General features: G+C 75.1%; 25 protein-coding genes. 11 read left to right on the top strand and 14 right to left on the bottom strand.

Features of this window, described 5'->3' with window-relative positions; translation table 11 throughout:
• Nucleotides 1–1,185, top strand: coding sequence for a heparan-alpha-glucosaminide N-acetyltransferase domain-containing protein (locus tag AAG589_RS00335; RefSeq protein WP_430565264.1), 1,185 nt, complete (start codon nucleotides 1–3; stop codon nucleotides 1,183–1,185).
• 4 nt (nucleotides 1,186–1,189) lie between these two features.
• Here AAG589_RS00335 and AAG589_RS00330 read toward each other — a convergent pair whose 3' ends face one another.
• Both AAG589_RS00330 and AAG589_RS00325 read right to left on the bottom strand, forming a co-directional pair.
• Entirely contained in the window at nucleotides 1,190–1,783 is a 594-nt protein-coding gene (locus tag AAG589_RS00330; RefSeq protein ID WP_430565263.1) for a GNAT family N-acetyltransferase, read from the bottom strand.
• Nucleotides 1,784–1,796: 13 nt separating this feature from the next.
• Nucleotides 1,797–2,651, bottom strand: a complete 855-nt coding sequence (locus tag AAG589_RS00325) for a PhzF family phenazine biosynthesis protein (RefSeq protein ID WP_430565262.1) — start codon at nucleotides 2,649–2,651, stop codon at nucleotides 1,797–1,799.
• A gap of 55 nt (nucleotides 2,652–2,706) precedes the next feature.
• Here AAG589_RS00325 and AAG589_RS00320 point away from each other — a divergent pair, with 55 nt between their 5' ends.
• Nucleotides 2,707–3,678: a 3-methyladenine DNA glycosylase gene (locus tag AAG589_RS00320; RefSeq protein WP_446719659.1), complete on the top strand. Its 972-nt coding sequence runs from the start codon at nucleotides 2,707–2,709 to the stop codon at nucleotides 3,676–3,678.
• On the opposite strand, the gene AAG589_RS00315 is transcribed toward AAG589_RS00320, so the two are convergent.
• Together AAG589_RS00315 and AAG589_RS00310 are read right to left on the bottom strand one after the other, a co-directional pair.
• Nucleotides 3,656–4,108: a peptidoglycan-binding domain-containing protein gene (locus AAG589_RS00315; RefSeq protein ID WP_430565261.1), complete on the bottom strand. Its 453-nt coding sequence runs from the start codon at nucleotides 4,106–4,108 to the stop codon at nucleotides 3,656–3,658. The two genes, AAG589_RS00320 and AAG589_RS00315, sit on opposite strands and share 23 nt — an antisense overlap.
• Before the next feature lie 143 nt (nucleotides 4,109–4,251).
• Nucleotides 4,252–4,785, bottom strand: a complete 534-nt coding sequence (locus tag AAG589_RS00310) for a CGNR zinc finger domain-containing protein (protein ID WP_430565260.1) — start codon at nucleotides 4,783–4,785, stop codon at nucleotides 4,252–4,254.
• A 39-nt stretch (nucleotides 4,786–4,824) separates the two neighbouring features.
• Between AAG589_RS00310 and AAG589_RS00305 the strand changes: the two genes are divergently transcribed.
• From AAG589_RS00305 to AAG589_RS00285, 5 genes are all read left to right on the top strand, one after another.
• Entirely contained in the window at nucleotides 4,825–5,847 is a 1,023-nt protein-coding gene (locus AAG589_RS00305; protein WP_430565259.1) for an EamA family transporter, read from the top strand.
• A gap of 33 nt (nucleotides 5,848–5,880) precedes the next feature.
• Nucleotides 5,881–6,651: an aminoglycoside 3'-phosphotransferase gene (locus AAG589_RS00300; protein WP_430565258.1), complete on the top strand. Its 771-nt coding sequence runs from the start codon at nucleotides 5,881–5,883 to the stop codon at nucleotides 6,649–6,651.
• A 140-nt stretch (nucleotides 6,652–6,791) separates the two neighbouring features.
• Nucleotides 6,792–7,520: a lytic polysaccharide monooxygenase gene (locus AAG589_RS00295; RefSeq protein WP_430565257.1), complete on the top strand. Its 729-nt coding sequence runs from the start codon at nucleotides 6,792–6,794 to the stop codon at nucleotides 7,518–7,520.
• Between the two features lie 115 nt (nucleotides 7,521–7,635).
• Entirely contained in the window at nucleotides 7,636–10,392 is a 2,757-nt protein-coding gene (locus AAG589_RS00290) for a DEAD/DEAH box helicase (RefSeq protein ID WP_430565256.1), read from the top strand.
• Between the two features lie 85 nt (nucleotides 10,393–10,477).
• On the top strand, nucleotides 10,478–10,921 hold the full coding sequence (locus tag AAG589_RS00285) for a hypothetical protein (protein WP_430565255.1): 444 nt from the start codon (nucleotides 10,478–10,480) through the stop codon (nucleotides 10,919–10,921).
• A gap of 19 nt (nucleotides 10,922–10,940) precedes the next feature.
• Here AAG589_RS00285 and AAG589_RS00280 read toward each other — a convergent pair whose 3' ends face one another.
• On the bottom strand, nucleotides 10,941–11,696 hold the full coding sequence (locus AAG589_RS00280; protein WP_430565254.1) for a sulfite exporter TauE/SafE family protein: 756 nt from the start codon (nucleotides 11,694–11,696) through the stop codon (nucleotides 10,941–10,943).
• A 31-nt stretch (nucleotides 11,697–11,727) separates the two neighbouring features.
• Between AAG589_RS00280 and ybaK the strand changes: the two genes are divergently transcribed.
• Complete coding sequence (gene ybaK / locus AAG589_RS00275; protein ID WP_430565253.1) at nucleotides 11,728–12,231, top strand: Cys-tRNA(Pro) deacylase; 504 nt, start codon at nucleotides 11,728–11,730, stop codon at nucleotides 12,229–12,231.
• Nucleotides 12,232–12,245: 14 nt separating this feature from the next.
• On the opposite strand, the gene AAG589_RS00270 is transcribed toward ybaK, so the two are convergent.
• Nucleotides 12,246–12,644, bottom strand: a complete 399-nt coding sequence (locus AAG589_RS00270; RefSeq protein WP_430565252.1) for a YccF domain-containing protein — start codon at nucleotides 12,642–12,644, stop codon at nucleotides 12,246–12,248.
• 87 nt (nucleotides 12,645–12,731) lie between these two features.
• Here AAG589_RS00270 and AAG589_RS00265 point away from each other — a divergent pair, with 87 nt between their 5' ends.
• A complete protein-coding gene (locus AAG589_RS00265) occupies nucleotides 12,732–13,505 on the top strand; it encodes a YggS family pyridoxal phosphate-dependent enzyme (protein WP_430565251.1) in 774 nt (257 codons plus the stop codon).
• 153 nt (nucleotides 13,506–13,658) lie between these two features.
• On the opposite strand, the gene murQ is transcribed toward AAG589_RS00265, so the two are convergent.
• The 7 genes from murQ to AAG589_RS00230 form a co-directional block, all read right to left on the bottom strand.
• Nucleotides 13,659–14,618, bottom strand: coding sequence for an N-acetylmuramic acid 6-phosphate etherase (gene murQ, locus AAG589_RS00260; protein ID WP_430565250.1), 960 nt, complete (start codon nucleotides 14,616–14,618; stop codon nucleotides 13,659–13,661).
• Nucleotides 14,615–15,883 carry an anhydro-N-acetylmuramic acid kinase gene (locus AAG589_RS00255; protein WP_430565249.1) on the bottom strand — a complete coding sequence of 423 codons (1,269 nt, stop codon included), beginning with the start codon at nucleotides 15,881–15,883 and terminating at the stop codon, nucleotides 14,615–14,617. The genes murQ and AAG589_RS00255 overlap by 4 nt, the downstream gene beginning before the upstream one ends.
• Nucleotides 15,880–17,430 carry a glycoside hydrolase family 3 N-terminal domain-containing protein gene (locus tag AAG589_RS00250; RefSeq protein ID WP_430565248.1) on the bottom strand — a complete coding sequence of 517 codons (1,551 nt, stop codon included), beginning with the start codon at nucleotides 17,428–17,430 and terminating at the stop codon, nucleotides 15,880–15,882. Before AAG589_RS00250 ends, AAG589_RS00255 begins: the two co-directional genes overlap by 4 nt.
• Nucleotides 17,427–18,203: a carbohydrate ABC transporter permease gene (locus AAG589_RS00245; RefSeq protein ID WP_430566195.1), complete on the bottom strand. Its 777-nt coding sequence runs from the start codon at nucleotides 18,201–18,203 to the stop codon at nucleotides 17,427–17,429. The genes AAG589_RS00250 and AAG589_RS00245 overlap by 4 nt, the downstream gene beginning before the upstream one ends.
• A 119-nt stretch (nucleotides 18,204–18,322) precedes the next feature.
• Complete coding sequence (locus AAG589_RS00240) at nucleotides 18,323–19,294, bottom strand: carbohydrate ABC transporter permease (RefSeq protein WP_446719658.1); 972 nt, start codon at nucleotides 19,292–19,294, stop codon at nucleotides 18,323–18,325.
• A gap of 3 nt (nucleotides 19,295–19,297) precedes the next feature.
• Nucleotides 19,298–20,572, bottom strand: a complete 1,275-nt coding sequence (locus AAG589_RS00235; RefSeq protein ID WP_446719657.1) for a sugar ABC transporter substrate-binding protein — start codon at nucleotides 20,570–20,572, stop codon at nucleotides 19,298–19,300.
• A gap of 355 nt (nucleotides 20,573–20,927) precedes the next feature.
• Nucleotides 20,928–22,004: a lipoyl protein ligase domain-containing protein gene (locus tag AAG589_RS00230; protein ID WP_430565247.1), complete on the bottom strand. Its 1,077-nt coding sequence runs from the start codon at nucleotides 22,002–22,004 to the stop codon at nucleotides 20,928–20,930.
• Between the two features lie 126 nt (nucleotides 22,005–22,130).
• On the opposite strand from AAG589_RS00230, the gene AAG589_RS00225 reads away from it, so the two are divergent.
• A complete protein-coding gene (locus AAG589_RS00225; protein ID WP_430565246.1) occupies nucleotides 22,131–23,195 on the top strand; it encodes an N-acetylglucosamine kinase in 1,065 nt (354 codons plus the stop codon).
• On the top strand, nucleotides 23,185–24,069 hold the full coding sequence (locus tag AAG589_RS00220; RefSeq protein WP_430565245.1) for a MurR/RpiR family transcriptional regulator: 885 nt from the start codon (nucleotides 23,185–23,187) through the stop codon (nucleotides 24,067–24,069). Before AAG589_RS00225 ends, AAG589_RS00220 begins: the two co-directional genes overlap by 11 nt.
• Nucleotides 24,070–24,099: 30 nt before the next feature.
• Here the strand turns inward: AAG589_RS00220 and cimA are convergent, their stop codons facing one another.
• A complete protein-coding gene (gene cimA, locus AAG589_RS00215; RefSeq protein WP_430565244.1) occupies nucleotides 24,100–25,761 on the bottom strand; it encodes a citramalate synthase in 1,662 nt (553 codons plus the stop codon).
• Between the last annotated feature and the right edge of the window lie 184 nt (nucleotides 25,762–25,945).

Below are 25,945 nucleotides of genomic sequence, written 5' to 3'. Positions count from 1 at the left end.
ATGACCGCGGCCACCGGCGTGCCGACCTCTCGATTCCGCGCCGACCTGCGCGCCGGCCTGCACCGTCTCGTCGGCGGACCGGAGCGCGTCCCGGGCGTCGACGTGGCCCGCGGGATCGCCGTCCTGGGCATGTTCACCGCCCACGTCGGGGTCACGACGCCCGACGCCGGGCCGGCGTGGTGGCTGCTCGACCTGTCCCACGGACGGTCCTCGATCCTGTTCGCGCTGGTGGCCGGGATCTCGGTGGCGATCGTCTCGGGCGGGCCGCGTCCCCTGGACGGCGACCCCCTGCGCCGGGCCCGCACCCGACTGCTCGTGCGCGCCGTGCTGCTGCTCGCCCTCGTCGCGCTGCTCGACCTGCTCGGCACGCGCGTGCTGCTGATCCTCGGCTTCTACGCCTGCTACTTCGTGCTCGCGCTGCCGTTCCTGCGCTGGCGGCCCCGGCGGCTCGCCGCGCTCGCCGTCACGGTCGCGCTGGTGGGGCCGGTGCTCGCGTTCTGGGGGCCGGAGGCGCTCGCACGGGCGGGGCTGCGCCTCCCGCGCGACGGCTCCGGCGCCGCGACGGACTTCGTGCTGACCGGGGCGTACCCCGCCATCGTGTGGATGGCGTACGTCCTGGCGGGGATGGCGATCGGCCGCTGCGACCTGCGCTCCGAGCGGCTGCGCACGGGGCTGCTCGTCGGCGGGCTGGCGGCGTGGGCGGCGTTCTCCGTCGCCTCCGGCGCGCTCACGGACGCCGCGGGCGGTCAGGACGCGGTCGTCGCCCAGCGCGACGCGACGACCTCGGTGGACGGCGCGACGTTCGCGTGGGACGACCCGTGGCCGAGCGGGGCCGGCCTGCTCCTGGCCGGGCCGCACGACGACACCGCCTTCGAGGCGTTCGCGTCGGGCGGGTTCGCGGTGGCCGTCGTCGGCCTGTGCCTGCACGTCGGCCGGGCGGGGCGCCGGGCGCTCGCCCCGCTGGCCGCCGTCGGGTCGATGGCGCTGACCGTGTACTCGCTGCAGATCGTCGCGATCTGGCGCTGGGACCTGCTGGGATCCACGACCAACGGCCCGCTGGTCGTGATGGTGCTGGTCACGCTCGCCGCGGCGACGGCGTGGCGGTTCCTGCTCGGTCGGGGGCCGCTGGAGCGGCTGGTGGGGACGGTCGCGGAGCGGGCGGCGGGCACACCGCCTGCCCGGTGATCCGTCAGCCCGTCTGCTCGGCGTCGAGCACGAGGGTGAGCCACTCCTCGTCCCGGACGTACCCCAGGGCCTCGTTGACCGCGATGATCGCCCGGTTCTCCGACGACCCGCCGGTGCGGAACCGGCGCACGCCCGCGGCGGCGAGCGTGCCGAGGGACAGCGCCTTGACGGCCGCGGCGAGCCCACGGCCGCGCCACGACCGTGACACGACGGTGAAGTCCGTCTCCGCGCGGTCGCCGTCGACGTCGACGACCGTCATCGCGACCAGGTCGGCCCCGACGACGGCCCCGAACGCCCGCCGGTACGGCGTCGGCGTCGCGGCGTCGGCGGTCAGCGGGCGGTGCGTCGTGGCCACGTCCCCCGGGTAGTCGGTCGCCGTGTCCTGGTCGAGCCGGAGGATCGCGTCGCGGTCGTCGGGCGTGAGCTCGCGCAGCACCGCTACGTCCGCGACCGCCGCCCGGGCCCGCCCCCACACCGGCGGCTCGCCCCCGTCGACGTTCAGCCCGGCGCGCCACGACCGGGCGACGACCCGCGCGCCGGCGGCGAGCGCGGCGGCCGCCTCGGGGGTGCCGTCGCGGAGCACGACCTTGGACGTCATCGGCCCTCCCCGCTCAGAGCGCCACGGTGCCGGCGACCGTCGTGACCGCCGCGCCCCCGACCCACACCGCGCCGTCGGCGTCGAGGCGGACGTGCACGCGGCCGCGCCGGCCGAGGGCCGTGCCCTGCGAGGCGACGTACGACGCGGGCAGCAGGCCGCCCGCCAGCCACTGCCCGAGCCCGGCGTTGAGGCTGCCGGTCACCGGGTCCTCGGCGACGCCGATGTCGGGCACGAAGGCGCGCACCTCGACGGCGGCGTCCGACTCGCCCGGCGCGTAGGTGCCGACGACGCCGATCTTCAGGCCGCCGAACGCGCCGAGGTCCGGCTCGACGGCGAGCACGGCCGCGGCGTCGCGCAGGCGGGCCGCGACCCACCCCGGGCCGTTGTCCACCCACGCGGCGTCCTCGATGTCGGCCACGCTGACCCGCAGGCCGCGCGCGATGTGCGCGAGGTCCTCCGGGCCCACGGCGCCGGAGCGCCGCAGAGGGGGCGCGGCGAACGCGAGCCGGCTCGTGCCGTCCTCGGTGTCACGCCGGACGGTGACGAGCCCGACGCCGCACTCCTGCACCACGCGCTCCGCGGAGCGCGGCGTCCCGCCGGCCTCGAGCCACGCGTGCGCGGTGCCGAGCGTCGGGTGGCCGGCGAACGGCAGCTCGCCCCCGGGCGTCCAGATCCGCAGCCGGTAGTCGGCATCGGGCGTCGTGGGGCGCAGCAGGAACGTCGTCTCGGACAGGTTGGTCCACCGCGCGAAGGCGGCCATCTGCGCGTCGTCGAGGTCGTCGGCGTCGTGCACGACGGCGACGGGGTTGCCGGTGAGCGGGCCGGTGGCGAAGACGTCGACCTGACGGAACTCGTGGGTGTGCGGCACGAGTCCCACGCTAGCCCGGCACGGGGCGTGCTCGCCGCGCTCGTACCCTGGTGGGGTGCGCGCGACGACCCTCCACGACCCGGCGGCCCCCGCCGACGTCGTCGCGCCCGCGCTGGTCCCGCTCGCCGACTGGGAGCCCCGAGCCACCGCCCACGCCGCGCGGGCCGACGCGCTGACCGCCGTCTGGCGCGACGCCCGCGACCGGGGTTCGACGCACGCGATCGAGGACTTCCTGTTCACCTACTACCCGACGCGGGTCGGCCACCTGCGCCGCTGGCACCCCGGCCCGGGCGTGGTGCTCGCGGACGCCGCCGAGCACGCCGGGTGGCGCTGGTACCGCGCGGTGGACGTGCCGGACGGCGGCACGGGCGCGACGCTCGACGTCGAGGCCTTCGTCGCCGACCGCGGCGACACCGTCCGCTACGTCCGCGCGCTCGTGTCCGCCACCGCGGGGCGCCCGGGCACCTTCGGCTGCTTCGGCCTGCACGAGTGGGCGATGGTGTACCGCGACCGCGCCGCCGGTCGCGACCACCGCCACCCGCTGCCGCTGCGGCTGGGCCACGACGGCACGGACGCCGTCGTCGAGTCGCACCGCATCGGATGCTCGCACTTCGACGCCTACCGGTTCTTCACGCCCGAGGCCTCCGGCCGCAACCAGCTGCGCCCCACCCGCGAGCGCCAGCCCGCCATGGAGCAGCCGGGCTGCCTGCACGCCGGGATGGACCTGTACAAGTGGGCGCTCAAGCTCGGGCCGGCCGCGCCGGGCGACCTGCTGCTGGACGCGTTCGAGCTGGCCCGCGACATCCGGTACACGGACATGGCCGCCGCCCCCTACGACGTCTCGTCGTACGGCGTCGAGGCCGTGCCGATCGAGACGCCGGAGGGCAAGGCGGAGTACGTGCGACGGCAGCGCGGGTTCGCCGCGCGGGGCCAGGAGCTGCGCGCGCGGCTCGTCGCCGTCTGCGACCTGCTGCTGCCCGCGGACCGCGAGGGCGACGTCGGCGTCAGTGGGAGACCATCCCGCTGACCAGCGCCCGCCAGGTCACGGGACCGGCGACGCCGTCCACGAGGACGCCGAACGCCGACAGGGCCTGCTGGAACTCGCGCACCGCGGCCTCCGTCTGCGCCCCGAAGACGCCGTCGACGACGAGGTCGAAGCCGGGGCGGGTGTCGAGCTCGGCCTGGACGCCGCGGACGGCGTGGCCGCGGCTGCCGTGGCGCACGGTGACGACGATCGCGCCCCACGTGCGGGGCCCCACGACGCCGTCGACCTCCAGGCCGAAGTCGCGCTGGGAGGCGCGCACCGCGGCCTCGGTGAGCGACCCGAACGAGGCGTCGACCTCGAGGTCGTGGCCGTGCTCGTTGAGCAGGTGCTGCAGCGTGCCGACGGGGTGGAACCGGTCGCCGGGACGGACGACCGGCCAGGGGTCGAGGGCCTTGCTCGTCGTGACGGACATCGCCGCCTCCTTCGCGGGTCCGGGCCGGGCGGGTCGTCGCCCCGGGAAGCCCTGGCACCCTCGCGGGGAGGGAGCACGCCGGCCGCGGCCAGATACGTGGGCAGATAGGTCGGCCAGATACGCCGGCCCGGCGCGTCCGCCGTTCAGGCAGACCGGCGCGCTCGCAGCGCCGCCTGCGCGTTGCGGTTGGTGCACGCCGTGGAGCAGTACCGCCGCGAGCGGTTGCGCGACAGGTCCAGCACGAGGCCCTGGCAGTCGGCGTCCGCGCACACCGCGAGCCGGGAGTGCTCGTCATCACGGATGACGTCGATCATGGCCATCGCGGTCTCGACGACGATACGGGTGGCGAACGGGGCGTCGTCGGCGGTGGCGTGGACGTGCCAGTCCTCGCCCGAGTGCCGCACGAGGCGCGGGTGGACCGGAACGCCCGCGAGCAGCTCGTTGACCAGCCGGGCAGCCTCGTCGCGGTCCGCGAGGAGCAGGGCACGCAGGTGCGGGCGCAGCGCCCGCACCTGGTCGAGCTCCTGCGTGGTGCCGTCGTGGCGGCCCGTGTACTCGTGCTCGCGGAAGAAGGCGTCGAGGTCGGCCGTGGTCTCGAGCGTCTCCGGCGGCTCGCCGGAGTTCACGAGGGCGACGGCCGACCGGAGCTCCGCCACGGTGTCATGAGCGAACGGCATGTTGACACGTTACTCCAGGCGGCCGTAGCGTCATGAGCCATGTCGGAGATGACGCATGACGCGCGCGCGACGCCGCGCACGGGGCTCGGCGCGGGCCTCGCGCTCGCCGTCGTCTCCGCGGTGACGTTCAGCCTGTCCGGCCCGCTGGCCGCCGGCCTGTTCGCCAACGGCTGGAGCCCGGGCGCCGTCGTCCTCGTGCGCGTCGCCGTCGGGGCGGTCGTCGTCCTGCCGTTCGGCGTCGTCGCGCTGCGCGGCGACTGGTCGCCCGTGCGCCGCAACCTGCGGCTGCTGCTCGGCTACGGGGCGCTGGGCGTCGCCGCCACGCAGTTCTGCTACTTCGCCGCCGTGCAGCACATGCAGGTGGGCCCGGCGCTGCTCATCGAGTACTCCTCCCCCGCCGCCGTCGTCGCCTGGTTGTGGCTGCGCCGCGGCCAGCGCCCCGGCCGCACGACGCTCGCCGGCATCGCGCTCGCCGCCGCGGGACTCGTCCTCGTGCTCGACCTCGCCGGCGCCCGGCTCGACCCCGTCGGCGTCGCGTGGGCGCTCGGCGCGATGGTGGGCGTCTCCGCGTACTTCCTGCTCAACGCCCGCACGGACACCGGGCTGCCGCCCCTGAGCCTCGCGGCGGGCGGTCTCGTGGTCGGCGCCGTCCTGCTCGGGCTGCTCGGCGCCGTCGGGGTCATGCCGCTGACCGCGTCCGCCGACCCCGTGACCCTCGCGGGCGGCGTCGTGCCCGCGTGGGCGGTGCTCGCGGCGCTGGGCGTGGTGACCGCGGGCGTCGCGTACGTGACCGGCGTCGGCGCCGGGCGGCGGCTCGGCGCGCGGCCCGCGTCGTTCGTCGGCCTGCTCGAGGTGGTCAGCGCCGTGTTCTTCGCCTGGGTGTTCCTGGGCGAGCTGCCGCGCCCCGTCCAGCTGCTCGGCGGGCTCCTGGTGCTGGCGGGGGTCGTCGTGGTGCAGCAGGGCGAGGCCGCGACGCGACGCACGCCGACGGACGGGCCCACCGTCGAGCCCGTCGTCGAGCCCACCGCCGCGCCGTCGACCGGCCCCGCACGAAAGCCGTAGCCCCCCGCGCCGGGCGGGTGCGACCATCTGGGCATGTCCCGAGTGCTCGCCGCCGCCCCGTCCGACCCCGTCGTCGTGCCCGAGCGGGTGCGCCGGCTCGCCGGCGACGACGACGTCACGCCGGTGTGGCGCAACGAGCTCGGGGGCCTGACCTTCCGGCTGACGCCGCCCGGGGCGGCGACACCGGTCGGCATCGCCGGCGGCGACCGGTACGTGAAGTGGGTCCCCTCCGGCACGCCCGAGCTGGACCTCGACGCCGAGGCGGAGCGGCTCGCGTGGGCAGTCCGGTACACGCCCGTCCCGCGGGTGCTCGACCGCGGCACCGACGACGCCGGCGCCTGGCTGCTCACCGCCGGCATCCCGGGCGCGTCCGCCGTCGACCCGCGCTGGCTCGCCCACCCGGAGACGGCGGCGCGCGCGATCGGCGCCGGCCTGCGGGCGATGCACGACACCCTTCCGGTGGGCGACTGCCCGTTCTCGTGGGGCGTCGCCGACCGGGTCGCCCGCCTCTCCCCCGACGCCCGCGCCCGGGTGGGCGACGTGCCCGACGTCGACCGGCTCGTCGTGTGCCACGGGGACCCGTGCGCCCCCAACACCCTGCTGGACGACGGCGGCCGTTGGACCGCGCACGTCGACCTCGACGCGCTCGGCGTGGCCGACCGCTGGGCCGACCTCGCCGTGGCGAGCTACAGCCTGGAGTGGAACTACGGCGACGGTTACGAGCCCGCCTTCTTCGACGCCTACGGCATCGCGCCCGACGCGGAGCGCATCGCGTTCTACCGGCACCTGTGGGACCTCGGCTGAGCCCACCGCGGCTACGGGAATTCCCGTAGGCACGCCCGCGACGATCACGGCCGGATGACGCGGTTCCCCTGATGTGCGGACCGGACCGACGCCGTAGCGTCGAATTTGTCCAGTCCCCTCACGAACACAGGAGAGCAACGATGCGACTGCGTTCCACCCTCCTCGCCGCGGCGGTCGGTGCCGCCGCGATCCTCGCGCCCGTGGCCATGGCGCCCGCCGCCTCCGCCCACGGCTGGGTCACCAACCCGCCCAGCCGGCAGGACCACTGCGCCACCGGCACCGTGTCCTTCGACTGCGGCGGCGTCCAGTACGAGCCCCAGAGCGTCGAGGCGCCGAAGGGCTCGAAGCAGTGCTCGGGCGGCGGCGGGTTCTCCGTCCTCGACGACGACTCCAAGCCGTGGCCGCGCACCCGGATCGGCAGCAGCGTGACGATGCAGTGGAAGCTCACCGCGCAGCATGCGACGTCCACGTGGGAGTACTTCGTCGACGGCGTCCTGCACCGCACGTTCGACGACGGCGGCGCCAAGCCCGACGCCGTGGTCAGCCACACCCTCGAGAACCTGCCGGCCGGCGACCACACCATCCTCGCCCGCTGGAACGTGGCGGACACCGCCAACGCCTTCTACGCCTGCGTCGACGTGACCGTCGGCGAGGGCGGCGGCACGACGCCGGACCCCGACCCCACCGACCCGCCGGTCGAGCCCGGTGAGTGCGAGGACGCGGCCTGGAACCCGTCGTCGGCCTACACCGGAGGCACGAAGGTCTCCTACGACGGCCGGGCCTACCAGGCCAAGTGGTGGACGCAGGGCGACACGCCGTCGTCCTCGACCGGCCAGTGGGCGGTCTGGACCGACCTCGGCGCCTGCTGAGACCGGGCCGGGACGGCCCGGAGCCTGCCGGTCGAGCCCGTCGAGACCCGCGTCTCGACGGGCTCGACCCGCGGGTACCGGTCCCGCGGGCGCGGCCTGGGACAATGGCCGGACCATGACTTCCCCCACCTCCGTCGGCTCCGCCCCCGCGACCTCGCCCGCCCCGCGTCCCGCGGGCACCCTGCTGCCGTACCTGCCCGCGCCCACGGGCGGCGCGCCGGACCCCGACGTCCTCTTCGAGAGCTTCGGCGAGTGGGCCGCGGCGGGCGGGCGACCGCTGTACCCGCACCAGGAGGAGGCGCTGCTCGAGCTCATGACGGGCTCGCACGTGGTGCTGGCGACCCCCACCGGGTCGGGCAAGTCGATGGTCGCGATGGGCGCGCAGTTCTCGGCGCTCGCGAACCGCCGGTCGGGCCGCGGCGGCCGCACGTTCTACACCGCGCCGCTCAAGGCGCTGGTCAGCGAGAAGTTCTTCGACCTCGTCGCCGCGTTCGGGTCGCGCAACGTCGGCATGATGACCGGCGACTCCGCCGTCAACGCCGACGCCCCGATCATCTGCTGCACCGCGGAGATCCTGGCGAACCTGGCCCTGCGCCGCGGGGCCGACGACGACGGCGTCGGCGCGGACGGCACGGCCGACGACGACGCCATCGCCCAGGTCGTCATGGACGAGTTCCACTTCTACGGCGACCGGCAGCGCGGCTGGGCGTGGCAGGTGCCGCTGCTGGAGCTGCCGCGCACGCAGTTCCTGCTGATGTCGGCCACGCTGGGCGACACCACCCGGCTGCGGGAGGACCTCGAGGAGCGCTCCGGACGCCCCGTCGCGGAGGTCGCGGGCGCCGAGCGGCCGGTGCCGCTGACGTTCTCCTACGTCGTCGAGCCGCTGACGGACGTCATCGCCGAGCTCGTCACGACGCACCGCGCGCCCGTCTACGTCGTGCACTTCACGCAGAAGGACGCCGTCGAGCGCGCGCAGGCGCTGCTGTCCACGAGCCTCGCCTCCAAGGACGAGAAGGCCGCCATCGCGGCCGAGATCGGCGCCTTCCGGTTCGGCACCGGCTTCGGCAAGACGCTGAGCAAGTTCCTGCGCGCGGGCATCGGTGTCCACCACGCGGGCATGCTCCCCAAGTACCGCCGGCTCGTGGAGCGGCTCACCCAGCGCGGCCTGCTCAAGGTCGTGTGCGGCACCGACACCCTCGGCGTCGGCATCAACGTGCCCATCCGGACCGTCCTCATGACGTCGCTGGTGAAGTACGACGGCGAGCGCATGCGCCACCTCACCGCGCGCGAGTTCCACCAGATCTCCGGGCGGGCCGGGCGCGCGGGCTTCGACACCGTGGGCGAGGTGCTCGTCATGGCGCCCGAGCACGTCATCGAGAACCGCAAGCTGCTCGCCAAGGCCGGCGACGACCCGAAGAAGCTCAAGAAGGTGGTCCGCAAGAAGGCGCCCGCCGGCGCGGTGAACTGGACCGACTCCACGTTCGAGCGGCTGCGCGACGCCGACCCCGAGCCGCTGACCAGCCAGTTCCACGTCAACCACGCCATGGTGCTCAACGTGCTCGCCCGCGCGGGCTCGGACGGCCGGGACGCCGACCCCGTCGAGGCCATGCGTCACCTGCTGGTCGCCAACCACGACACCGAGACGCAGCGGGCCAAGCACGTGCGCCAGACGTTCCGCATCTACCGCTCGCTGCGCGTCGCGGGCGTCGTCGAGAAGGTCCGCGTGCCCGACCCGTCGCGCCCGGCCGGGTACCGGCCCAGCGTGCGGCTCGTCGTCGACCTGCCGCGCGACTTCGCGCTCAACGCCCCGCTGTCGCCGTTCGCGCTCGCCGCGATGGACCTGCTGGACGTCGAGAGCCCCACGCACGTGCTCGACGTCGTCTCCGTCATCGAGGCGACGCTCGACGACCCGCGGCAGATCCTCTACGCCCAGCAGTCCAAGGCGAAGGGCGAGGCCGTCGCGGCGATGAAGGCCGAGGGCATGGAGTACGAGGAGCGCATGGAGGCGCTGGAGGACGTCACGTGGCCGCGGCCCCTCGCCGACCTGCTCGAGCCCGCGTTCGCCACGTACAAGCGGTCGAACCCGTGGGTGGCCGACGCCGAGCTCGCACCCAAGTCCGTGGTGCGCGACATGCTCGAGCAGGCCATGACGTTCGGCGAGCTGGTCAGCGTCTACGGGCTGGAGCGCACGGAGGGCGTCGTGCTGCGCTACCTCGCCGACGCCTACCGCGCGCTGCGCCAGGTGGTGCCCGAGGAGCACCGCACCGAGGAGGTGCAGGAGGTCGTCGAGTGGCTCGGCGAGCTGGTGCGCGGCGTCGACTCCTCGCTGCTGGACGAGTGGGAGCGGCTGCAGAACCCGGTCGACGACGACGCGGACACGATCGTCGAGGGTGAGCTCGCGGAGGCCGGGGCGGAGGCGCCGGCCCGCCCGGTCACGGGCAACCCGCGCGCGTTCCGCCGCCTGGTCCGCAACGCCACGTTCCGCCGCGTCGAGCTCGCCGCCCGCGAGGACTACGACGCGCTCGGCGCGCTCGACGGCGCGCACGGCTGGGACGGCGACGCCTGGGCCGCCGCGCTCGACCCGCTGTTCGAGGCGCAGGGCGACGACGCCGTCGGGATCGGGCCCGCCGCCCGCGCGGCCGGCCTGCTGACGATCCTCGAGGCGGGCGCCGAGCTCCCGGGCGGCGCCACGACGACCACGCGCGACGGCGTCGAGGTCGCCGAGGTGCCCGCGGGCACGTGGTGGGTGCGCCAGGTGCTCGACGACGCCGACGGCGACCACGACTGGGCGATCACCGCCGTCGTCGACCTGGCCGCCAGCGACGAGGCGGGGGCCGTCGCCCTCACCGTGGTGGACGTCGGGCGGATCTGAGCGGCGGCGGTTGCAAGCAACCCGGACCCGCCCTGTGATCGAGACAGGGCGCCGATCCCGGCTCCCCCGACGTCAGGAGCCCGTCATGGACACCACGACCATCGTCTGGATCGTCGTCGCCGTCGTCGTCGTGCTGCTGCTGGTGCTGATCGGCACGGCGCTGGCGCGGCGGTCCCGGGCCGCCGAGGCGCACCGCCGCGAGGAGCGGCGCGAGGAGGCGTCCGAGCTGCGGCGGGAGGCGGGGCACGACCGCATCGCCGTGCAGGAGCACGAGGCCGCCGCCGCCAAGCTCGACGCCGAGGCACGCATGTCGCAGGCGGAGGCCGACCGGAAGGCCGCCGAGGCCGCCCGGCTGCAGGAGGAGGCGCGCACCCGGGACGCGCGCCTCGACGAGCGGCGGGCCGACGTCGACGAACGCCTCCGGCGCGCCGACGAGCTGGACCCCGACGGCCCCCACGCGCCGGAGCACCGTGCCGACGGCCCGCCGGACGCGCCGGGGCACGGCGGTGAGGGCGGGCAGCGGGCCTGACGCTCGCGACCCCGGCCGCTCAACCGAGGTGCAGCAGGCCCTGGACGAGGGTCGCGGCGCCGCCGACGTAGGCGAGCACGATCAGCCCGCGCCGGACGGCCGCGGCGGGGACGCGCGGGGCCAGCAGGTCGCCGAGGACGAGGCCCAGGACGACCGCGCCGAGGACCACGGCCCACTGCCACACGGCGAACGGCGGGAACGACGCGTCGGTGAGGGTCAGCTTCGTGACCAGCGCGGCGAGCGCGTTGGTCGCGAAGAACGGCTGCGCCGTGGCGGCGAACCCCCGCGGGTCCCAGCCGCTGAGCACGGAGTAGATCGCCACCGGCGGCCCGCCGATGCCCGCGGCCACGCTCCCGACGCCGCTCGCGACGCCGGTGACGACGAGCGGCACGCGCGCCTCGGGGCGCACGGGGTGGTGGCCTCCGCGCCGCAGCCGGGTCGTGACGACCGCCAGCGTCATCGCGACGACGACGAAGGCGCCGACCGCGATCTCCAGCGCCGCGGTGCTGGCGCCGCGCAGCAGCAGGGCCGCGGGGATCATCACCGCCACCGAGGTGGCGGCCAGCCAGGCGTACCGCCGCCAGTCGACGTCGCGCGCGACGCGCCCCAGGATGAGGCCGGCCGCGATGGCGCCGGCGAGGTTGACGAACAGCACGCCCTCGAGCGGACCCGCGATGAGCACGATGAACGGGCCGGCGACGAGGCCGAAGCCCATGCCCGTGACGCGCTGGAGAGCCCCTCCCACCAGGATCGCGAGGACGAGAAGGAGGAGCACCGCACCACCCTACTCAGGCACAATCGGCGGCGTGCCCAAGGACAGAAAGCCGCACGCCTCGCACGGGACGCCCGCGATCGTCGCGCTCGACCGGGCGGGGATCGCCTACGGCCTGCACACCTACGAGCACGACCCGGCGTCGGAGCTGAGCTACGGGATGGAGGCCGCCGAGGCGCTGGGGGCCGACCCGGCACAGGTGTTCAAGACGCTCCTGGCCGACGTCGACGGCCGGCTCGTCGTCGGCATCGTGCCGGTGGACGGCAGCCTCGACCTCAAGGCGCTGGCCCGCGCCGTGGGCGGCAAGCGGGCCGCGATGGCCGACCCGGCAGCGGCGCAGCGCGCCACCGGGTACGTGGTGGGCGGCATCTCCCCGGTCGGGCAGAAGCAGCGGCACGCGACGGTGCTCGACGCGTCCGCCACGGGGTTCGACGTCGTCTACGTGTCGGGCGGTCGGCGCGGGCTGGACGTCTCGCTCGCCCCCGACGACCTGCTGCGCCTCACGGGCGGGACGACGGGTCCCATCGCCCGCTCGTGAGCCCGCGCCCGACGTCAGTGCTGGTAGGTCGGGTACCGGGCGTCGCTCGGGACGATGTCCTTGCCGAGCGGCAGCAGCGAGATCGGGATCATCTTGATGTTGGCGATCGCCAGCGGGATGCCGATGATCGTGATCGCCTGCGCGATGGCGGTCGTGATGTGCCCGATGGTGAGCCAGATGCCCGCGAAGATGATCCAGATGATGTTGCCGAGCACGGACCAGCCGCCGGCGCCGGGCTTGTCGACGACCGTGCGGCCGAACGGCCACAGCGCGTAGCCGGCGATCCGGAACGAGGCGATGCCCCACGGGATGGCGACGATCGTGATGCAGCACAGGATGCCCGCCGCGGCGTAGCCGAGCGCGAGCCAGAAGCCGCCGAAGACGAGCCAGATGATGTTGAGCAGGGCCTTCACCCGCTCATCCTCCCCTGCCGCGCGAGCCCGGCACCACCCGGGACACCCCTGAGCCGACCCTGGTCGGCCGGTTCGTAGACTGGCGCCATGCCCACCGATCGTCCCGGGATCCCCGCACGCCTGGCCGCCGTCCACGACCGCGTCGCCGACGCCGCCCGCGCCGCGGGACGCGACCCGCGGGAGGTGCGCGTGCTGCTGGCCACCAAGACCCAGGACGCCGAGACCGTGCTCGCCGGCGTGCGGGCCGCCGCCGACCTCGCGGAGGCCGCAGGCGACGACCGCCCGGTGCTGGTGGGCGAGAACCGCGTCCAGGAGCTGGTCGCCAAGGCCCCCGCCCTGGCGGGCCTCGTCGCCGCAGGCCGGGTCGAGGCGCACCTCATCGGGCACCTGCAGAAGAACAAGGTCAACCAGGTGCTCGGCGCCGCCACCGCGGTCGACTCCCTGGACTCCCTCGCCCTGGCCCGCGCCCTGTCCAGCCGCTGCGAGCGCGACGCCCGCACGCTGGACGTGCTCGTGCAGGTCAACGTCTCCGGCGAGGAGAGCAAGTCCGGCGTCGCGCCCGACGACGCCGCCGCGCTCGCCGTCGACGTCGCGGCCCTGCCGGGCTTGCGCCTCACGGGGTTCATGACGATCGGCGCTCGCCTGAGCGAGCAGCGCGACGAGGCGCTCGTGCGGGCCGGCTTCGCCCGCCTGCGGGCGATCCGCGACGACGTCCTCGCGAGCGGCGCGCCCGGCACCTCCGACGCCCGCGAGCTCTCCATGGGCATGACCGGCGACCTCGAGCTCGCCGTGGCCGAGGGTGCCACCGTCGTCCGCGTCGGCACCGCCGTCTTCGGCGCACGCCCCACCCCCGCGAGGTAGTCCGAAGCCCCGCGAGGTAGTTCGAAGTCTCGCGAGGTAGTCCGAAGTCCCGCGAGGTAGTCCGGATCCTGCCGAGGTAGTTCAAGCCGTGAACTACCTCGCGGGACTTTGAACTATCTCGGCAGGGCCCGGACTACCTCGCGGAGAGATGGACTACCTCGGCGGGGCGGCGCCGAGGCGAGACAGGGCGCCGCGGACGCCGTCGCCGCCGTCGAGGGCGGCGCGCGCGTGCTCGACGTCGACCCCGGCCAGCAGCATGACCAGCGCGACCTGCACCTCCCCGCCGGCGTCGGCGAGCACGGGCGCGCAGACCTCCGGCGCGAGCCCGGTCGCCTGGCTCAGCAGCCGCACGAGGCGCGCGCGCAGCTTCGCGTTCGACGCCCGGACGTCGACCATGAGGTTCGAGTACGTCTTGCCGAGCCGGATCATCGTGGCGGTCGAGAACGTGTTGAGCACGATCTTCTGCGCGGTGGCGGCCTTCATCCGGGTGGAACCGGTGACCGCCTCGGGCCCGGTGTCGAGCAGGATCGCGACGTCGGCCCGGTCGGCCAGCGGCGCGGCCGGGTTGGCGCTGACCAGCGCGGTGCGCGCCCCGCGCTCGCGGGCGAGGTCCAGCGCGCCCGCGACGTAGGGCGTCCGCCCGCTGGCGGCGAGCCCGACGACGAGGTCGTGCGGGCCCACGTCGTCGAGGTCGCGGCGCCCGGCGTCGGCGTCGTCCTCCGCGCCCTCCACGGAGAGCGTCATCGCGTCGGGCCCGCCGGCGAGGTGGGCGTCGAACCACTCGGGGCCGACGCCGTACGTGGGCAGCAGCTCGACGGCGTCCAGCACGCCCAGCCGCCCCGACGTGCCGGCCCCCGCGTAGTGCACGCGCCCGCCGGCGCGGATCGCCTCGACCGCCAGCTCCACGGCCTGAGTGACGCGGAACCGCTCGGCGCGCACCACGCTGGCGACGCCCGCGTCCTCCTCGAGGATCAGCCGCACCACGTCGGCCGCGGGGAGCAGGTCGATGTCGGTGGTGCGCGGGTTGCGCTCCTCCGTCGGCGAGACGAGGCGCGCGACGGCGAGCACGTCGTCCGGCGGGCCGGCGGGGTCGGGGACGGTCGCTCCGCTCATCGGGTGCTTCCTCTCGTCAGGTCGCGCGCAGTGGTCAGGGCGCTCGGCGCGGTGGTGAGCACGAGGCGCCGCACCGGGCCGCGGACGGCGCCCACGGGCAGCGGCGTGGGCGGGGTGAGCGACCCCAGGACGACGGGTCGGCGGGCGCCGGTGGCCTGCCGCCGGTGCGGGCCGGGCGCGGTGCCGGGGACGCCGTGCACGCCGAGGAAGCCGAGCAGCGCGAACAGGTACGCCTCCTTGCCGTCCGCGGGCAGGCCCAGGTCGTCGGCGGACACGAGCGCGGTGCCGGCGGGGAGCAGCGCGCCCAGCCGCTCACGGAGCACCGGGTTGCGCGCCCCGCCGCCGGAGATGACGACCCGCTCGACCCCCGGGCCGGGCGCGTGGTCGGCGAGCGACCGCGCCACGGTAGCGGCGGTGAGCTCGGTGAGCGTGGCGACCAGGTCGGGGGTGCTGAGCCGGTCCGCCCGCACGCCCGCGGCCGCGAGGCGCGTCGACACGTACTCGGCGTCGTAGAGCTCGCGGCCGGTGGACCGCGGCACGGGCAGGGCGTAGTACGGGTCGCCCAGCAGGACGTCGAGGGCCTCGCGGTCGACGACGCCGCGGGCGGCGAGCTCCCCGTCGCGGTCGAACGGCTGCCCGGTGAGCCGCTGCACGGCGGCGTCGAGCAGGCAGTTGCCGGGGCCGGTGTCCCAGCCGAGCACGGGCTCGTCGCGCGCGCCGACGATCGTCACGTTCGCGATGCCGCCCACGTTGAGCGCCGCGGTGTACGCCGTGCCCGCGGGCCCGTCGTGCCCGAGCCAGAGCGCGTCGAGCACGCTCACCAGCGGCGCGCCCTGCCCGCCCGCCGCGACGTCGGCGACCCGGAAGTCGTTCACGACCGGCCGCCGGGTGCGCTCCGCGATCCAGGCCGGGTTGCCGAGCTGCAGCGTGCCGCGCGCGCGACCGGCCACCACCCAGTGGTGCAGCGTCTGCCCGTGCGACGCGACGAGGTCCGCGTCGCCGCCCGCGAGGTCGTCGACGGCGCGCCGGGCGGCGGCGCCGAGCTCCTGACCGACGAGCGTGTCGAGCTGGCACACCTCGCCCAGGTCCACGGGGGCGGGCGGCAGGGCGGCGAGGATCCGGCGGCGCAGGTGGTCGGGCCAGGCGTACTCGGCATGGCCGAGCGGCCGCAGGTGCAGCGTGCCGTCCGGGCGCAGGTCGAGGTCCGCGGCCGCCGCGTCGATCGCGTCGACGCTGGTGCCGGACGAGATGCCGATGACGATCACCGTGCCGCCTCCGTGGGTTCTGGCTCGAGCTCTCCCGCGAGGAGCGCCACGGCCGCCGCGGCGTTGGCCCGGCCGGTGCCGCACGCCAGGACGGTCGCGGGCAGCCCGCCCGGGAGCGCGGCGAGCCACCGCTCCCCCGCGGCCGGCGTGCCCGTGTGCACGACGACGAGATCCGGGCGTCCCTGCTGCAGCCGCGCCAGGCGGGCGTGCTCGGGCCCGCCGGGCAGCGGCTCGCGCGTCACGACGAGCAGCGGACGGGCGGTGCCGTCACGCAGCAGCGCGTCGACGCCGTCGTCGTCGAGGGCGGGGTGCACGACGGCGCCCTGCCAGCGCGCGGCGACGGCGCGCTGCACGTGCTGCGCGGTGCGCCCGGCGGCGTGGTCGAGCCGGAGCCGCAGGTCGACCACGTCGGGCGGACCCGCGAGCACCGGAGGCGGCCCGACGGCGCGCACCGCCCGGCGGGCCGCCTCGGCGCCCACGGCCGCGAGCCGCAACCGGGCCCCTGCGACCGCCTCGGCGCCGACGTCCACCCCCGCCGCGGCCCGCCGGGCGCGCAGCCGCAGGGCCAGCGCGTTCGTCCGCTCGCGCGACGCCGCCAACCGCTCCAGCGTCAGACGCCCGGACCCGACGGCGGCGACGAGCGCGTCCGCCGCCGACCGGAACAGGTCCGCGTCGTCGCGGCCCGCCGTCGTCCCCAGGCACAACAGGTCGGCGCCACCCTCGACCGCGCGCACCGCGGCCTCGCCGACGTCCGCGCCGTCGGACACGGCGCGCATGTCGAGGGCGTCGGTGACGATCGGCCCGGCGTGGCCGAGCTCCCGGGCCAGCGCCGCGACGGCGGGCTCGAGCGACGCCGGCGCGGGTCCGAGCGCGGGGACGACGACGTGCGCCGTCATGAGCGCGTCGGCCGCCGGACCGTCGGCCCCCTCGGCGAGGGCCGCCGCGAACGGCACGAGGTCACGACCGTGCAGGGTGTCGAGGTCGGCCTCGACGACCGGCAGCGCGAGGTGCGAGTCCACGGTCGTGGACCCGTGGCCCGGGAAGTGCTTGGCGCACGTGCCGACGCCGCCGCGCTGCAGGCCGCGGGCGAACGCGACGCCGTGGCGCGCGACCGCCGCCGGGTCGGTGCCGAAGGACCGCACCCCGATGACCGGGTTGCCGGGCGTGTCGACGTCGAGCACCGGCGCGAGGTCGAGGTCGACGCCCGCGGCCGCGAGGAGGCGGCCCAGCGCCTCGCCCGCCTCCCCGGTGAGGCGCTCGTCGTCCACCGCCCCGAGCGCCGCGGCGCCGGGCAGCGAGGACCCGGCCGCGGCCTCGAGCCGCGACACGTCCCCGCCCTCCTCGTCGGTCGCGACGACCAGACCGGGGGCGGCGTCGTGCAGGCGCGCGGTGAGCGCCGCCGTCGTCGCCAGGTCCGGCGTGTTGTGCGCGAACAGCACCACCCCGGCGAGCCCGTCGCGCGCGGCGTCGAGCAGCCACCGCGGCGGCGTCGTGCCCGTGAAGCCCGGCAGCAGCACCCCGAGCACGGCCCGCCGGACGTCGGTCATCCCTTCACCGCCCCGGAGGTCAGCCCGGACGCGAGGCGCCGCTGGACGAGGATGAAGAAGATCATCACCGGCACGGTGATGATCGTCGACGCGGCCATGATCGCGCCCCAGTCGTTGGAGTGCTGGCCGAAGAACGACCGCAGGCCGATGGCCACCGTGTAGTTCTGCGTCTCGCCGCCGAGCAGCGTCATCGCGAAGACGAACTCGTTCCAGGCCGTGATGAAGCTGAAGATGCTGGTCGCCACCAGGCCCGGCGCGACCAGCGGCAGCAGGATCGACCGGAACATCCGGCCCCAGGTGGCGCCGTCGAGGTACGCCGCCTCCTCGAGCTCCACGGGCACGGCGGCGACGAAGCCGCGCAGCATCCAGATGCCGAACGGCAGCGCGAGCGCCACGTACACCACGACCAGGCCGGTCAGCGTGCCGAGCAGGTCGAGGTTGCGCACCTGCACGAAGAGCGGGATGACGAGCGCCTCGAGCGGCACCATCTGCACGACGAGCACCAGCATGAGCACCTGGGTGCGGAGCCTGAAGCGGAACCGCGCCACCGCCACCGACGCCAGCAGCGCGAGCAGCGACGAGACCAGCACGGTGGCGAGCGCCACGAGCAGCGAGTTGCGCAGGAAGACGTCGAAGCCGCCGTCGGTGAGCACGAACTCGAAGTGCTCGAGCGTCGGGTCCGCGGGCACGAACGACGACCCGCGTCCGGCCTTGCCGTCGAAGGCGGACACGAGCATCCAGTAGGCCGGGAACAGCGTGAACACCAGGAGCAGGGCGACGGCGACCCCCTTGCCGACGCGGACGGCGAGCGAGGGGCGGCGCGGGCCGCGGGTGCGGAGCGTGGCGGCCCCGGCCGTCGTCCGGACGGGCCGGTCGGTGCTGGTCGCGGTGCTCACAGCTCCTCCTCCTTCAGGATCGTGCGCACGTAGGCGACGGTGATGCCGAGCAGCAGCAGGGTGAGCAGCACCGCGATCGCGGAGCCGAAGCCGTACCGGTTCTGCCCGAACGACTCGGTGTACGACCACACGCCGAGGTTGAGCACCTCGCGGTTGCTGCCGGCGCCGCCGGGCATGAGGTAGACCTGCGCGAAGACCTTGAAGTCCCAGATGGTCGACAGGATGATCACGACGGCGAAGATCTGCTTGAGCTGCGGCACGATCACCGAGAAGAACCGGCGCCAGGCGCCGGCGCCGTCGATCTCCGCGGCCTCCAGCAGCTCCTTCGGCACCCCGAGCAGGCCCGCGAGCACGGTGATGGCCACGAACGGGAAGCCGTGGTGCACCACGTTGAGCAGCACGATCGCGTAGAACGACCAGCGGTCGGTGAACCAGTTGACGGGGGCGTCCTGCAGGCCGAGCGACTGGAGCACGTGGTTGAACACGCCGCGGTCGGCGTCGAAGATCCAGACCCACACGTACGTGCCGGTGACGGCGGGCATGGCCCAGGCCGCCATGATCGCGCTGGACACGATGGTGCGCCAGACGCGGCCGAGCGAGGCGAGCAGCACCGCCACGGCGGTGCCGAAGATCACCGTGAACGACACCGACAGCACGGCGAAGACCACGGTGTTCGGCAGCACCACGGCCCACAGCTGCTCGGAGGTGAAGATCTCGCCGAAGTTGGCGAGGCCGATCCAGTTCGGCTCGCCGGAGACGATCTCCTTCAGCCCGTAGTCCTGCAGGGAGAACAGCGCGACCCGCACCAGGGGCCACAGGAGCAGCACCGCGAGCACCAGCAGGGCGGGCGTCAGCAGCATCCACGGCCGCACCCGCGCGAGGAGGGACTTGCCGAGCGGGCGGCGCCCGCCGGGCCCGGGCTGCTGCCCGGGCCCGGCGGGGACCGCGACGGGGAGCGTGCTCGTCATGCGTCAGCTGCCACCGTTGAGCAGCGACGTCATCTCGTCGGCCGCCTTCGTGCTGGCGGTCGGGACGTCCTCGCTCCCGGAGAGGATCGACTGCATCATCGTGCTCGTCGTGAGCTTGGCCTGGACGGCGCCGAAGTTCGGCGACACCGGCACGGACGCGCCGCCCTCGACGAACTGCTTCGCGAACGGCGCCACGAGCGGGTCCGTGCTCTTCAGCGTCTCGTCCAGCAGCGACTTCTGACCCGGGAAGTACCCGGCCTGCTCGCCCCACTTCGTCGCGAACTCGCCGGTGGTCATGAGCTTCACGAACGCGAACGCCAGGTCCTTGTCCTCCGCCGTCTCGAAGACCGACAGGTGCGAGCCCCCGAGCACCGAGGGCGCCATGCCGCCGTCCTTGCCCGGGATCGGGACGGCCGCGAACTTGCCCTCCATGTCCTTGTTCGCCTCGACGATCGCGCCCGGCGTCCAGGAGCCCATGACCGCCATGCCGACGTCGCCCTGGGCGAACGCGTCGAGCACGTCCGTCTCGCGCCAGGTGGTGGCGCCCGCGGACGAGTAGCCGTCCTTCGCCAACCCGGTCCAGAAGCTCAGGCCCTCCTGCGCCTCGGGGCTGTCGAGGCCCGAGGTCCAGGTGTCACCGTCGGCCGTCGCCACCTCGCCGCCCGCGCCCCACACCCACGGGTAGACCGTGAACTCGGCGTCGCCCGGCACCGCGATCGCGGTCTTCTTCGGGAACTTCTCCTTGATCGCCTTGGCCGCCGACTCGATCTCAGCCCAGGTCGTGGGCGGCTCCACGCCGGCCTGCTCGAAGATGTCCGTGTTGTACACCAGCGAGCGGACGCCGGCGTACCAGGGCATGCCGTACAGCTGGCCGTCGTAGGTGCCCGCCTCGACGAGCCCGTCCACCAGGTCGTCGCCCAGGCCGGCGTCCGCCACGTAGTCGTCCAGCGGCGCGAGCGCGCCGGCGTCGGCGAACTCCGGCGTCCAGGTGGTGCCGGTCTCGGCCACGTCGGGCGTGGTCTGGCCGGCGATCGACGTGACGAACCGGTCGTGCGCGTCCGCCCACTCGACGAACTCGACGTTGAGCTTCGCGCCCGTCTCCTCGGTGAACGCCTTGCCGACCTCGTCGAAGAAGGTGTCGGCGCTGGGGTTGGTGCCCTGCATGATCCAGACGTCGAGGGTCTTGCCCTCGCCGTCGACCGTCCCGTCCCCGTCGCCCGAGCCGCCCCCGCTGCCGCACGCGGCGACGCCCAGCGCCACCAGCGCCGCGGTGGCCACGGCCCCCACGCTCCTGCGGGTCCACATGTGTCGACGCATCTCGTCCTCCCCCGGCGGCCCCCGTGGGCCGCCCTCCGTGGTGCGCGGCGCCGCCGTCCTCGCGGTCGCGCGCCCTCTCGCGGTCATGTCGTGCCGACGTCGTCGTCGTCCGGCGTGACGTCGTCGTCTCGCTGTCCTGCTGATCGCTGTGCGGTGATCGGGCGACACCCACCCCTGAAAGGAAGTTCCCGAGCGTCGCGCTGTGAGGGAGATTACTGACCGAACGCGGATAACGAAAGCCCCCGCACCAACTCGTGACAGGACGGTGACCTGGACGGCGCGTCGCGGCCGGGCGCGGGGGCGGCGGGCGGGAGGCTCAGGGCACCCGGTTGATCCAGGCGGGGTCGGCGAACTTCGTCTCGACCAGCTCCTGCGCCCGGGCGAGCTCGTCGGGCCGCAGCTCGGAGTCCACGGTGCGGTGGTGGGCCTTGAAGTGCGCCTCGAACGCGTCCAGGATCTCGTCGCGCGACATGCCCGTCTGCGAGCGCAGGGGGTCCACCCGCTTGTTGGCGCTGGTGGTGCCCTTGTCCGAGAGCTTCTCCCGGCCGATGCGCAACACCTCGAGCATCTTGGCGTTGTCGATGTCGTACGCCATCGTCATGTGGTGCAGCACGGCGCCGCCCGCCAGCCGCTTCTGCGCGGAGCCCGCGAGCTTGCCCGCGGGAGAGGCCACGTCGTTCATGCCGGAGAAGTAGGCCTCGACGCCCACGTCGTGCAGCGCGCCCAGCACCCACGAGTCGAGGAACGCGTAGGACTGCTCGAAGGACAGGCCGTCGACGAGCGACGCCGGCACGACCAGCGAGAACGTCACGCAGTTGCCGGCCTCCATTAACATGGCGCCACCGCCGGAGATGCGTCGCACCACCGTGACGTCGTGCTCGCGCACGCCCACCGGGTCCACCTCGTTGCGCAGCGACTGGAACGACCCGATGAAGACGGCGCGCTCGTTCCAGTCCCAGAACCGCAGCGTGGGCCCGCGCCGCCCGGCCGCCAGCTCCTCGGTGAGCACCTGGTCCAGCGCGGCGAGCGTCGCCGGGGGCAGCGGGCCCGGGCGCAGCACCTCGAACGTGTGGTCGTCCCACGTCGTGGCCAGGCCGAGCGCGCGGCGCACCGCGACCGCGACCGCCCAGGCGTCGAAGCCCACCATCGTCACCGGGCCGCCGACACGGCCGTCCTGCTCGGCGATCCGCAGCCCGTCGTCGACGGCGCGGGCCAGCTCGCTCGTGGACGTCTCGCGCGGCAGGCCGACCAGCGCGGCGTCGATGACCTCGAGGGCGTCGTCGGGTTCGAGGAAGAAGTCGCCGCTGAGCCTGACGTCGGCGAGCAACCCGTCGCGCACGTCGAGGTCGACCGTCACGAGCTTGCCACCGGGAACCTTGTACTCACCATGCACGTCTCCACGGTAGCCGCGCCGCGGCCGGGACGAAGGCGGCGTCGGTCACACCGCGCCGAGCCCGTCGCGGCGAGAATCTTTTTGTGAGGTGTCCAGCCTGAGAAAATCACTGCCACACTGGGTGCCGTGACCGGCCCCGACGCCCCGAACGCCGCCCCCGAGCACGTCGTCGCCGTGGACGTCGGCGGCTCCGGCGCCCGGCTCGTCGCGGCGCCCGTGACCGGCACCGGCGGCGCCGGGGGCCCGGCGATCACGCTCGCCGGCCGCCCCGTCCGCATCACCGCCGCCGGCAGCGACGCGGCCGACGTCGTGGCCGAGCTCGTCGGCGCGCTCGCGAGCCGGCACCCCGGGCTGGCCGTCGCCGCGGCCGCCGTGTCGGTCACCGGCCTCCCCTCGCTCGTCCCCGACCCCGGCGCCCTGCACGACGTGCTGCGCGACACCCGCGCGCGGGCCACGGCCGTCGCCGCGGACGCGCTCGCCGCCCACCTCGGCGCCCTCGGCGGCCGGCCCGGCGCCGTCGCCGCCGTCGGCACGGGCGCCATCGTCCTCGCCACCGACCTGCGGCGCCGGTGGCACCGCGCGGACGGCTGGGGGCACCTGCTCGGCGACCTCGGCTCCGGCTCGTGGATCGGCGCCGCAGGGCTGCGCGCCGCGATCGCCACCCACGACGGACGGCCGGGGCCCGCGTCGCCCACGCTGCTCGCCGCCGCGCTGGAGCAGTTCGGCCCGGTCGAGGGGTGGCCCGCCGCGCTCTACGGGCGCCCCGACCGCGCGCACGTCCTCGCCTCGTTCACGCCGGCCGTCGCCGACGCCGCCAGGGCGGGCGACCCGGTCGCCGGCGCCGTCCTGCACGACGCCGGGACGCACCTGGCGGAGAGCCTCGCGGCGGCGCTGCGGCCGGGGATCCCGCCCCTCGCGTCCGTGACCGGCGGCGTCCTGCAGATCGGCGCGCCGGTGACCGCTCCGCTCGAGGCGCGGCTGTCCGCCCTGCGCCCCGACGTGCGGCTCGTGGCCGCCGACGGCAGCCCGCTCGACGGCGCCCTGCGCCTCGCCCGTTCCCTCGCCGATCCCCGCGACGGCGCCCTCGTGGAGCCCCACGACACCTGGCTCACGGTCCGCTCCACCACCCACCTCTCGTCCCCACCCCTCGCCGGCGGCCGCCGGGAAGGAGACCCCGCGCATGAACGGTGACGTCCTCGTCCGGCTCCGCCAGACGCTGCCCACCCTCCGGCCCGCCGAGGCGCGCATCGCCGCCGTCGTGCTCGAGGACCCGCCCGGCGTCGTCGGCGCCACCATCACCGAGCTCGCCGCCCGGGCCGGGACGTCGCAGGCGACGGTCGTGCGGTTCTGCCGGGCCGTCGGGTACGCCGGCTACCCCGAGTTCCGCATCGACCTGGCCCAGGCCACGAGCCGCCGCGCCGTCGAGCTCGAGCGCTCCGGCATCGCGGAGGGCGAGATCAACCGCACGGACACCGCCACCGACGTCGTGTCCAAGATCGCGTTCCACGAGGCGCGGACGATCGAGGAGACCGCGCGCATGCTCGATCTCGACGCGCTGGAGCGCGCCGTCGACGCCGTCGCGACCGCCCCGCGCGTGGACGTCTACGGCGTCGGGTCCAGCGGCCTCACCGCGCAGGACCTCGGCCAGAAGCTCACGCGCATCGGCATCGCCTGCTTCGCCCCCGTGGACCTGCACGGCCAGCTCCAGTCCGCGGCGCTGCTGGCCGAGGGCTGCGTGGCGGTGGCCGTCTCGCACACCGGCACGACCGTCGAGACCGTCCAGGCCCTCACCCTCGCGCGCGACGCCGGCGCCACCACGGTCGCCGTGACGAACTTCCCGGCCTCGCCCCTGGCCGAGCTCGCCGACGTCGTCCTGGCGACGACCGCCCGCGAGACGCAGTTCCGCTCCGGCGCGATGTCGAGCCGCATCGCCCAGCTCGCCGTCGTCGACTTCCTCTTCGTGCGCGTGGCGCAGCGCCGGTACGACCGGACCACCGCGGCCCTCAAGGCGACGTTCGACGCCGTCCGTCCGCACCGCCTCGCGAACGGACGGACCCCGGGCTAGACGACGGACGGCGCGGTCAGCGCGGCCCGGTCAGCGCGGCTCGACGCCCGCGTGCACCAGGCCGTAGACGTACGCGTCGATGAGCGACTCCCACGCGGCCTCGATGACGTTCGGCCCCACTCCCACGGTGGACCACGAGTGCTGCCCGTCGGTCGTCTCCACCAGCACGCGCGTGGTGGCGTCGGTGCCCTGCTGCGCGTCGAGGATGCGCACCTTGAAGTCGATGAGCTCGAACTTCTCCATCTGCGGGTACACGCGCGTCAGCGCGCTGCGCAGCGCCTGGTCGAGGGCGTTCACGGGGCCGTTGCCCTCGCCGGTCGCGACGACGCGCTCCCCGCCGGCGTGCAGCTTCACCGTGGCCTCGGCGAGGGCGTCGGCGTCCCGGCTCCCGGCGTCGTGGGCGGTGCCGCGCCCGGGCCCGCCGGCCGCCGTCTCGACGATGGTCCGCCAGCTCTCGACCCGGAAGAACGCCTGCCGGGAGCCGGTGAGCTCCTCGCGCAGCAGCAGCTCGAAGGACGCGTCGGCGGCGTCGAACGTGTAGCCCTGCGCCTCGGCGTCCTTGACGCGCGTCGTGACGCGGGTGAGCAGCTCGCCCTGCCCGCTGAGGTCGTAGCCCAGCTCGCGGCCCTTGAGCTCGATCGACGCGCGCCCCGCCATGTCGGACACGAGCATCCGCATGTCGTTGCCGACCGCCGTCGGGTCGATGTGCTGGTACAGGTCCGGGTCGACCTTGATGGCGCTCGCGTGCAGGCCCGCCTTGTGGGCGAAGGCGCTCGCCCCGACGTACGGCTGCCGCGCGTACGGCGAGATGTTGGTGATCTCCGCGACGGCGTGCGCGATGCGCGTCGCCTCCTCCAGGCCGCCGCCCACGAGCGTGCGCAGCCCGTGCTTGAGCTCGAGGTTCGCGACCACGGTGACGAGGTCCACGTTGCCCGTGCGCTCGCCGTAGCCGTTCACGGTGCCCTGCACGTGCCACGCCCCGGCGGCCACGGCGGCGAGCGTGTTCGCGACGGCGCAGCCCGAGTCGTTGTGGGCGTGCATGCCCAGCAGCCGGTCCCCCGCGACGGCGTCGCGCCCGTGCGGCAGCCCCAGGGTCTCGCGCACCTCGGTGACGACGTCGGTCACCCAGTGCGGCAGCATGCCGCCGTTCGTGTCGCACAGCGTGACCACCTCGGCGCCCGCCTCGAACGCCGCCTCCGCCGCCGCGCGGGACCACACCGGGTCGAACCGGTACCCGTCGAAGAAGTGCTCGGCGTCCACCACGACCCGGCGCCCCTCGCCCACGAGGAACGCGACCGTGTCGGCGATCATCGCGAGGCCCTCGTCGGGCGTGGTGCGCAGCGCGCGCTCCACGTGCCGCACGTCGGACTTGGCCACCAGCGTCACGACCGGCGCCTCGGAGTCGAGCAGGGCGCGCACCTGCGGGTCGTCCCACGCGCGCGTGCCCGCCTTGCGCGTGGCGCCGAACGCAGCGAGCACCGCGTTCCTCAGGTCGAGCTCCTTGGCCGCCCGCCGGAAGAACTCCGTGTCCTTCGGCACGGCGCCGGGCCAGCCGCCCTCGATGAAGCCGACCCCCAGCTCGTCCAGCAACGGCGCGATGGCCAGCTTGTCCGCCACGGAGAGGTTCATGCCCTCCTGCTGCGCGCCGTCGCGCAGGGTGGTGTCGTACACGTGGAACGGGGTGGCGGTCATGCGGGACTCCCCAGGTCAAGAAGCTGAGCGTGCTGGTCAACAAAAAAGACCCCCCGGGGTACGGAAGGTCTGCGCGTCCGGCGGGTGGCCGGACGCGCTACGCAATGATGAGCGAGCGACGCTGGTGCGCGAGGCGTGTCATGGGCCACATGGTGCCACACGCACGCACCAGGCGGACAGGCCG

Origin of the sequence: Isoptericola sp. F-RaC21 (genome assembly GCF_038593535.1) — a bacterium.
In the GTDB taxonomy this organism is placed as follows: Bacteria; Actinomycetota; Actinomycetes; order Actinomycetales; family Cellulomonadaceae; genus Isoptericola.
The sequence above is the reverse complement of the archived record's forward strand: the minus strand, read 5'-3'. Positions and strand labels throughout refer to the sequence as shown.